General features: G+C 47.5%; 9 protein-coding genes. 4 read left to right on the forward strand and 5 right to left on the reverse strand.

The genetic code is table 11. The features are described from left to right. Positions 1-179: transposase domain-containing protein (locus H595_RS22890; RefSeq protein WP_037055354.1), on the reverse strand; the 179-nt coding region annotated here is incomplete at its 3' end. A 219-nt stretch (positions 180-398) separates the two neighbouring features. On the opposite strand from H595_RS22890, the gene H595_RS0118610 reads away from it, so the two are divergent. Next, positions 399-1,460 (forward strand): alpha/beta hydrolase family protein, encoded by a 1,062-nt coding sequence (locus H595_RS0118610; RefSeq protein WP_027672525.1) that lies wholly within the window; start codon positions 399-401, stop codon positions 1,458-1,460. Positions 1,461-1,495: 35 nt separating this feature from the next. Further along, positions 1,496-1,858 (forward strand): hypothetical protein, encoded by a 363-nt coding sequence (locus H595_RS0118615; protein ID WP_027672526.1) that lies wholly within the window; start codon positions 1,496-1,498, stop codon positions 1,856-1,858. Positions 1,859-2,051: 193 nt separating this feature from the next. Here H595_RS0118615 and H595_RS0118620 read toward each other — a convergent pair whose 3' ends face one another. Further along, positions 2,052-2,840, reverse strand: a complete 789-nt coding sequence (locus H595_RS0118620) for a hypothetical protein (RefSeq protein WP_027672527.1) — start codon at positions 2,838-2,840, stop codon at positions 2,052-2,054. A gap of 625 nt (positions 2,841-3,465) precedes the next feature. Beyond that, positions 3,466-4,845, reverse strand: a complete 1,380-nt coding sequence (gene cysS / locus H595_RS0118630; protein ID WP_027672528.1) for a cysteine--tRNA ligase — start codon at positions 4,843-4,845, stop codon at positions 3,466-3,468. Between the two features lie 153 nt (positions 4,846-4,998). Between cysS and H595_RS0118635 the strand changes: the two genes are divergently transcribed. After that, on the forward strand, positions 4,999-5,493 hold the full coding sequence (locus H595_RS0118635; protein WP_027672529.1) for a peptidylprolyl isomerase: 495 nt from the start codon (positions 4,999-5,001) through the stop codon (positions 5,491-5,493). A 9-nt stretch (positions 5,494-5,502) separates the two neighbouring features. After that, positions 5,503-6,255, forward strand: coding sequence for a UDP-2,3-diacylglucosamine diphosphatase (locus H595_RS0118640; protein WP_338109749.1), 753 nt, complete (start codon positions 5,503-5,505; stop codon positions 6,253-6,255). 10 nt (positions 6,256-6,265) lie between these two features. Here H595_RS0118640 and H595_RS0118645 read toward each other — a convergent pair whose 3' ends face one another. Both H595_RS0118645 and H595_RS0118650 read right to left on the reverse strand, forming a co-directional pair. Beyond that, positions 6,266-8,638, reverse strand: a complete 2,373-nt coding sequence (locus H595_RS0118645; protein ID WP_027672531.1) for a GH36-type glycosyl hydrolase domain-containing protein — start codon at positions 8,636-8,638, stop codon at positions 6,266-6,268. A 27-nt stretch (positions 8,639-8,665) separates the two neighbouring features. Next, complete coding sequence (locus tag H595_RS0118650) at positions 8,666-9,097, reverse strand: MFS transporter (RefSeq protein WP_240474941.1); 432 nt, start codon at positions 9,095-9,097, stop codon at positions 8,666-8,668. Positions 9,098-9,195 lie beyond the last annotated feature (98 nt).

Raw genomic sequence — 9,195 nt, forward strand, 5'->3', positions numbered from 1 at the left:
GACATCCCTATCACCGCCCAAATCATGGCATCCATGGGGAGTTTGCGTTTGCGCAAGGTGGCAACGCCGTTGGAAGCCAGGCAAGACTGGATAATATCGGGTTCCAGAACATCGGACAGCGATGCAAATTCGGTAAGGCGGTTGATTGACGTGCGTGCTAATGCTTCTGACAGTTCCATAAAAAAATCCGATGGCTTAATGGCTCATCGGATTCTTACATCTACACAGGATCGGTCAACCGATCAGGAAAATATTTCTTAACTGATCGGCATTAGCCAATAGGCGGTTTTTTATTTTTACTGTTTATATGGCTAAAGTTAGCGTGCGCTTACTTGCAACCAAACCCTAATCCACTTTTACGCGTATTAAATGGATTGGTTCCAGCCAAGAGGATTTTTATGCTATTTCATACCATGCTCAAACCATCTGGCGCCGTCGCAGTTATCGTTGCTTTGCTGTTATTTTTAACCGGATGCGCACAAAAACAAGTACCCGATAGTGTTGTCTGGCAACAACAACTGAATTTGCCCTCGGTAAAGTACTCAGCTGAAGTTGCTAAGCACTTGTGGCTAAATGTTGAAGAAGTGAGTTTCAACTGGCTAGACCCAAGCCGGGATCGGCTTGTTCCGGCATTGTTATTTAAACCGGCCCGCCAGCAAAAAGCCACAGCATTAATTGTGTTTTCTCATGGCTTAGGGGGGTCGAAAGAGCATTACGCTTATCTTGGTCAGTATTGGGCCAGCCAAGGCTATGCCAGCTTACATGTGCAGCATGACGGCAGCGACAGAAAAGTCTGGCGCGGCAGCAGACTAATGCTCCCTTTTCGGTTGATGGACGCGGCAGATACCACCGAAGCCTTAGCTCGAGTGCAGGATGTGAAGTTTGCGTTGGACCAGATATTAGCGTCAACCCATGCCGCTGATTTTGATAACCAGAATATCGTAATGGCTGGCCACTCTTATGGTGCAAACACCTCAATGTTATTAAGCGATGCCCAAGTTGAGCAAAACGGCAGCTTAGTTAGCCTGAAAGATAATCGCATCAAAGCGGCTATTTTAATTTCAGCCCCGCCTTTTTATAACGACCAGCCGCTGGATAACGTACTGGCAGAGGTGAGCATTCCCACGTTGCATATTACGACCACCGAAGATGAAATTCGGGTGCCGGGTTATTATTCATCACCACAAGACAGGTTTGACTTGTATGACGCCATGGCCAGCCGCTACAAAGTGCTGGCGGTATTTAGCGCAGGCAGCCACAATATTTTTTCCGGCTGGCGCGGTGGCAAAGATACCAAGTCACAGCAGCAAGTGATTAAAGCGGCCACCCAGGCGTTATCCAGTGCTTTTATTGAGCAAATAACCACTAATAACAGCCAGGCAATAAGCCTGTGGGCCCAGCAACATCAATCAGTGTTAGCTAAGTTTATTCGCTCAGACTTAGTGGCGATGGTAGATTAGGCATTTAGATGTGTGATCTTTACGGGTAACAGCTGATGCATAAAATAATACTAAATATTAAGACTGTAACTGTGTTCGCCATTTTTATGATCAGCATGTTCTTCCATGCCAATGCCAACCAGACTGATAACATTTTAGGACGCTGGGTGATGACCGAGGTGGTTTATGATGATGGCAGTGTCAATCAACTGGAAACCAGTAATTTTGTTTATATAGATGCGAACACTATAACAGAAGTTATTAAAGGTCACGGTAGCAGACAGTATCCCTACACCAGGCAAGGTAACGTGCTTACGTTAACTGCAGGCGATGAGCAAATTACCTGGCAAATACTCAGCGAAGCCACTCATCGTTTAGAAGTTGCTACGCCGATAGGAAAATACAAGTTAACCCGCTGATAAATTTATTATTTTCAGTGAGATATTGACTGATTCAGCTTGCTATTAGACCGGCAATAGGTGGCGAGCACTAGCAACAAACTGAACCTTCACCTTCTGACACACTGCCCTACTCAGCTTCAATTGAGATAACTGTAAACGGGGTTCACTTATTGATTCAGAGATCCTAATAGGTGCCCCGTTTATTAAAAAATCAAAGCTGCACGAGAATTCTCGACTCCCTTCGGTTTAACGTGAAATACACAGTGTTGTTGGCTTTATTGTAATAATAAGGAATCTCGTCCTCATCACGCCATCTTCCCCATTCTTTGTAATCTTTTTGCCATCCTGCCCAGCTGATAGTGCTACCGGATAAATCACAGACATAACTCCACGTCGTGTTGTCCAACTTGCGCACATATCGAACGTAAATAAGGTCATTCTGAGAGCGATTGTATTCAATGATGTTGACTGGTTTTACAAAAAGTGCACCGATATATGCTTTACACACTTTGATCTTTTCTTGATGCGTCAGAGTTTTTGGCTTAGCTACTTCTCCCGTTGGAGATAAAATCATCAAAGCAAGTAAACCCAGAACTATTAAAGTAGCAGTAACTCCTGGTCTATTTTTTAACTCATTTCTGATGCTTGATAGAGCCTTTATTGATTTGCGTACCAGCTCAACTTTGATGTTTTTCGCTGGTTCACCATCAGCTTGCTGAGCAGCACTGTTTGAGATACATGTGGAGATTTCGTCGTAGGTTGCGGAGCTGCTAACGATTGTCACATACCTCCCATTTGCAAAATCTATGGTGAAGGTTGTTATATCGTCTTCATTTTTTAGCAACTTTATGCCTTTGATACTAAGAACACTAAATTTCGCTCTCGCAAAGCCAGCAAAACCATTAAACACAAAATTACCGTTCTCAATTTTGAGTGTCTTGACTGTCGTCGGAATTTCAGTGGTGTTAGTACTGATAATCTTGATATCTATTGAAGTCATTTTTCTTCCATGTTAATCACGCATCCTAGATCCAGACCTATAACATTGTCAACAAATCACTTTACAGTGAGGGCGCAACTGAGATGACACCATATCAGTCGTAAAACTCCGAAACTAAGCTACGCCCCCTAATTTGGTGCGGGGAGGAGGAATCGAACCTCCTCTCGTTTTTCCTGGATCTGGCAGGTAATTCACAATTACTGATCTCTCGTTCGGATTGAAAGTGTTCCACCAGGCCCGCAAAAACGCCACCCCGCACCAAACGCATGTAATAAATACGATCAAATTATCCATGATTACCTCCGCTACGACTTTCGCTTTCACTTCAACACTCACTTCCAACCCGAACGAGATCACTGCTCTAGTTTCAATACCTACCGTTACCTCCAAGTCATTATGATGAATATACATAGCACTTTTGGGCTGGTCGCCCATCCTGAAACACTGGCTACCCGAACGTTGGTAATTTATATGCTCTAACATTACACGGCATATTTGCAACTTACAATGACATATAGGTACAACATATTTCAGCAAAACATCAATCAGCTTGTCGGGCGTTGCATGCTGCAAAATTAACGCAAAAAAAACCGCCAGCAGGCGGTTTTTTTATCACGGTATTGAATCAGCCTTTGCGCCAGCTGGTTACGCCGTTTTTATCTTCAACGATAATGCCTTTGGCGGTTAACGCATCACGGGCGGCGTCTGCTGCTGCCCAGTCTTTAGCCGCGCGGGCGTCATTACGTTTGGCGATTAACGCTTCTATTTCGGCTACATCATCCATTGACGCACCTGATTGCAAGAACTGCTCGGCATCGCCTTGCAGTAGGCCCAGTACGCCGGCTAATAAACTTAACAAGCCTGCCAGCTCAGCAGCCTTGGCGGGCTCGACTTCTTTAAAGCGGTTTACTTCACGCGCCAGTTCAAACAATACCGGTAAGGCTTCCGGGGTATTGAAGTCGTCATCCATCGCCGCTTTAAAACGGGCAATGTACGGGCTTTTCAGGTCAATACTGTGGCTTGGGGTTACATTACGCAGCGCGGTGTATAACCGGCCTAATGCCGCATGCGCTTGCTCTACATTCTCCGTGGAGTAATTTAACTGGCTGCGATAGTGGCTGGATAACAAGAAATAACGCACGGCTTCGGCGTTGTATTGCGCCAGTACGTCTTTAACCGTAAAAAAATTGCCTAATGACTTAGACATTTTTTCTTTATCTACCTGCACCATACCGGTGTGGATCCAGGTATTTACGTATTTATTGCCGTGCGCACAGGTAGACTGCGCAATTTCGTTTTCGTGATGCGGAAACTGCAAGTCTGAACCGCCACCATGAATATCGAAATGCTCACCTAAGTGTTTCGCACTCATCGCTGAACATTCAATATGCCAGCCCGGACGGCCATTGCCCCACGGTGATTGCCAGAACGGCTCGCCAGGTTTAGCGGCTTTCCATAGTACGAAATCTAATGGGTCGTCTTTATTGCTGGCAACTTCTACCCGTGAGCCAGATTGCAGCATTTCAAGGTTTTGCTGGCTCAGCTCGCCGTAGGCTTCATATTTACTGACGTCAAACAACACATCACCGTCGGTAGCAACGTAGGCATAACCTTTATCTACCAGCTGCGAAATCATGCTGATAATTTCTGCCATATGCGTGGTAACGCGTGGCTCTATGTCCGCAGGCAATAAACCCAGTGCATCAAAATCGGCGTGCATGGCTTTAGTGTAACGCTCTGTTAATGCATCGCAGCTTTCGTTGTTCTCAGCGGCTCGTTTGATAATTTTGTCATCAACATCCGTAATGTTACGCACGTAGGTGACATCGTAACCGCTAAAACGTAAATAACGATTGATAACATCAAAAGACACATAGGTTCTACCGTGACCGACATGACAGTGATCATAAATAGTAATACCGCAGACATAAAGTGCCGCTTTTCCTGGCACTATGGGAGTAAACACTTCTTTTTTTCTGCTTAAGGTATTAAATATCTGTAACATGACGTCCTCGAAAATAGCCCAAAGTGGCCGAATAGATCTTGCTGTTGCATCAGCGCATTAGTGTACCATCGCCTGTTTAGCCTCGCTATCCTTGCTTTATGATTTGGCCTGACTACGTTAGAATAGCGCTACTTTAACAAAGGACTCTCAATTATGATTAGCTTACACACTAACTACGGCGTAATTAAATTAAACCTGTTTGCTGACAAAGCCCCTGCGACAGTAGAAAACTTCATTAGCTATGTAAAAGACGGTTTTTTTGATAACACCATTTTTCACCGTGTTATTAACGGTTTTATGATCCAGGGCGGTGGCTTTACGGCTGACATGGAGCAAAAAGAAACCAAAGCAACCATTAAAAACGAAGCCAACAACAAAGTACCTAATAAAAAAGGCACTATTGCGATGGCGCGTACTAATGATCCGCACTCTGCCACTTGCCAGTTTTTCATCAACATAGCAGACAACGATTTTTTAAACTTTAGCTCTGAAACCGCCTCTGGCTGGGGTTACTGCGTATTTGGTGAAGTGGTTGAAGGTATGGACGTTGTTGACGAAATTAAAAAAGTTGCCACCGGCCGCAATGCTGGCCATAGCGATGTACCGGTAAAACCGGTCGTTATCGAAAAAGCCGAGCTGCACGCTTAAGCATTGTTGATGCCTGAACTGATGTCTGAGCAGCACACGCTGTTTATCGCCGATCTGCACTTAGCTGCAGATCGGCCTGATATTACCGCCGCTTTTTTGCATTTTTTGCGCGCACAAGCGATTCATGCCGATGCACTGTATATTCTCGGTGATTTGTTTGAAGTGTGGATAGGTGACGATAACCCAGAGCCGTTGCTGGATACCGTAGCAACAGCATTGGCCACGCTTAGCGCTCAGGTACCGGTTTACTTTATTCACGGCAACCGTGATTTTGTTTTGCGTCAGGGCTATGCCAGCCGCGCCGGTATGCAGTTATTACCCCAACTGCAAGTTATCAACCTGTACGGCACCCCTACCCTTATTATGCACGGCGACAGCCTTTGTACACTGGATATTGCTTACCAGAAGTTTCGCAAATGGTGGAACCAGCCGTGGTGGCAATGGTTACTGCTAAAAACGCCAATAGCCTACCGCCAGCGCCTGGCCGCTAAGGCACGGCGTAAAAGTGCAGAGCATAAAGCCCGCTACGCTTCTCAACAACAGCCACAAATTATGGATGTCACACCGGATGAAGTCCCCAAAGTGATGGCAGACGCAGGCGTATTAAAGCTGATCCATGGCCATACTCACCGCCCTACCGTGCACCAGCTAGAAGTTAACGGTAAAGCCGCACAGCGTTATGTATTGGGCGACTGGTACACGCAAAGCAGTTATTTAAAAGTCAGTGCCAGCCAGTGGCAGCTGTATTTTAACGCGCTATAAGCTTAAGCCGCTAGGGCAGTAATAGTTCTACCTGATACTGCCTGCCCCTGACGATATTTTTAATCAGCGCTGCAGGCTGTAATTGGCCATCTACCCATAATTGCGCAGTTTTAATCCCCGCTTGACGACGCATCACTATGCTAAACTCTGCACCGCGAAACTGCCGGGTAAGCTTAACTTGCGGCCAATCGGTTGGCAGTTGTGGTTTAAGCAATAAGCCGTCTGCACAGCCTTTTACACCAAACAACCCTTCGATTAACGCGCGATATACCCAGTGCACCGTGCCGGTGTTAAAAAGCTGACTGGAACGCCCCGCTGTGCGCGGAAATTGCCGGTAAGCGCCGCGATAGTAATTCGGCATAAACACCGGTAACTGGCCGCGCTGCAGGCAATCTTGTTCAGTACTGCCAGGCAGCATCTGGCGTAATATCTGAAAGGCTTTATCCGGTTGATTAATCTGATACAGCGCATACAAGTAAAACGCTGCAGCATGGTTGTATACCGAGCCATTTTCGGCCGAACCTGGATGTTTTTGTGTAACCCGGCCAACATCTTCGCGCATAGCAGTATAGGCCGGCGCCAGCATTTGTACGCCATAAGGTGTAGCAAGCTGCGCATCAATTTCGGCCAGCATAAGTTGCTGCTGCTCGTTATTAGCCGCACCGCTTAACATAGCCCAGCTCTGTGGGTTCAAATAAATACGGCCTTCATCGTCTTTACTGACACCAAAAACCACATTGTCATCGGTAATGCCGCGGCCATACCATTTGCCGTCCCACAGGTAATGGTTAACCGCCTGATTAACACTGTGAGCATCACTGTGGTATTGCTCAGCACGCGCTGTATCACCGCAATGCTGACAAATATCAGCCCAGCAGTTAAGTGCGTAAGCCGCCGCGAGTGACAACCAGCCCGACACACCACGACCGCGGTAACCCACCATGTTCATCGGGTCGCACCAGTCGCCCTGCTCAATAAAACTCAGGCCACGCGCATCGCGTTTATGCAGCAACCAGCTCATCGCGCGGCAAATATGCTCAAATACACTGGCTTGCACAGCGCTGTCACCAAAGGCAATTTCTTGCTGCAATAAGGCAGTGTCGTTGGTTTCTGCCAAATAAGCGCTTAAACATACCGGTAGCCAAACGCATTGGTCGGTATGTGGCACCTGATTAATGTATTTCAACTCCGCGTCGGGGTGCAGCAGTATACCGTCAGGCATTTCACCGCTACTGTGCTGCTGCGATAGCGCAGTGAGTAAAGCAGTACGAAACGCCTCTGGCCGCACATAACTCATGCCCATATTATCCTGCAGATAATTGCGGGTTTGCGGATCAGTAGTTAACCGGTTTACATCACCGTGGTAATACACCTGGCGCGGCAGCCAGTGGTTAACAAAATTATCCAGCGCCGCATCCGGGGTTTCAATCTGTATGCAGCCCTGCCCCTGGGCAATATAAGCGCTGTACTGCTGCTGCGCTTTAGTAAAGCCATCCGGCGTTAAAAAATAACGCTGCCGCGCGGCGGCAATTTCGTCTTCATCCAGCGCCGGGCCAAATACAAAACGGTAAACCTGCTGGGCTGAGCCTGCCAGTTGCAGCCGGTATTGCAACACACAGGCTGGGGTTTCGTATAAGGCATCGCCGCCATCAAGCTCAGTTTGTTGCAAAGCATCAGGCGCATGCAGGCCGCCCTCGCCTTCAAAGGCTTGCTGCGCGCATTGCCAGCTGGTGGGCACCTGCTCAGCCAGTAAAAAGGTTTTATCTTTTAACTGTTTGTTTTTAAAGTAATCGGGGTATTTTTGATACGGCGTAACCGATGAGCAAACAATGGCATTTAGTGCTGGCTCAAACTTGGCCGACTGGTTCATCCACGACATATAGCCGACCGGGAAATACGGGTAGATACTGAGCTCGCGTGGCTGTGCGCCAAGGTTAGTCACAGTAAGCTGCCACAACTCATGCGGTTGGTCGGGGCTTAGGCATAGCCGCCACTCCAGTTGCAAACCCTGCTGACGCAGGTGCCAGCAAATATCACTTTTACCAGCAGAGAACACAAACTTGTCAGCTTTGCTGCGTACAGGCTCATAAGGCACAGAGAAGAGCTTTGCGTTTTGCTCATCTTTAATATACACAAAACGGCCCGGATGATGCGCGTAATACGGCTGCTCCGGCTGCATAAAGGTTTTTGCTTCAAGGGCAGGTGCATGGGCGTACTTAGCCGGTTCCGGCTGCATAAACTGTGCGGTGGCATAACCACGGCAGTTAAGTTGCACCATTAACTGTTTGTTCCATAAAAACGCCGCGGCCAGTGGCATAGTGGTGGGGCTGAATAAGTCGTAACGCTGATCATTATCACCAGGTTGCATGCCAGTGGCTGCCATCAAGATAGTACTCCGGATAAAATAAACTTAGCGCGAGGCGGCTTCTGCCTTACGCTGTTGCAAGTCACACTGTATTTTTGCCAGCTGTTGATTGTCCAGACTGTAGTAGCGCATAACAAATGCCGCCAGCAGCGCAATAACGCCCGGGATCACCGAAATCAGCAGTACAATGCCGGTTTGCGAGCCACTGCTTTGCTGCTCATTAGCGACATAACCAATAGCCGCCAACAGCCAGCCAATTAAGGCTGAGGCAATAGCCCCGCCCAGCTTTTGCGAAAAAGTGGCGGCGGCAAACGTCATGGCAGTGGCCCTACGCCCGGTGCACCATTCATTGTAGTCGGCCGTATCGGCATACATCGAAAATGCAAGTGGTGACTTTGGCCCCAGCACAAAGCCAATGGCCAGATTGAGTGCAAAAAAATCGTGGTAGAACGACCCATTACTGAGCCGCCCCCACACAGATCCGGACGTGCGGAATTACCGCATCCGGCTCTTCAGTTATATATTCACTCGTGTAAAACACGCCCTTAATACCAGTCAACATGGATAATTCGCTT

This window comes from Rheinheimera baltica DSM 14885, from assembly GCF_000425345.1.
GTDB lineage: Bacteria > Pseudomonadota > Gammaproteobacteria > Enterobacterales > Alteromonadaceae > Alishewanella > Alishewanella baltica.

What these genes read in the sequence shown, in the direction of transcription:
- H595_RS0118610 (WP_027672525.1), top strand. Translation starts at nt 399, where the DNA reads ATGCTATTTCATACCATGCTCAAACCATCTGGCGCCGTCGCAGTTATC.
- H595_RS0118615 (WP_027672526.1), top strand. Translation starts at nt 1,496, where the DNA reads ATGCATAAAATAATACTAAATATTAAGACTGTAACTGTGTTCGCCATT.
- H595_RS0118620 (WP_027672527.1), bottom strand. Translation starts at nt 2,840, where the DNA reads ATGACTTCAATAGATATCAAGATTATCAGTACTAACACCACTGAAATT.
- cysS (WP_027672528.1), bottom strand. Translation starts at nt 4,845, where the DNA reads ATGTTACAGATATTTAATACCTTAAGCAGAAAAAAAGAAGTGTTTACT.
- H595_RS0118635 (WP_027672529.1), top strand. Translation starts at nt 4,999, where the DNA reads ATGATTAGCTTACACACTAACTACGGCGTAATTAAATTAAACCTGTTT.
- H595_RS0118640 (WP_338109749.1), top strand. Translation starts at nt 5,503, where the DNA reads ATGCCTGAACTGATGTCTGAGCAGCACACGCTGTTTATCGCCGATCTG.
- H595_RS0118645 (WP_027672531.1), bottom strand. Translation starts at nt 8,638, where the DNA reads ATGGCAGCCACTGGCATGCAACCTGGTGATAATGATCAGCGTTACGAC.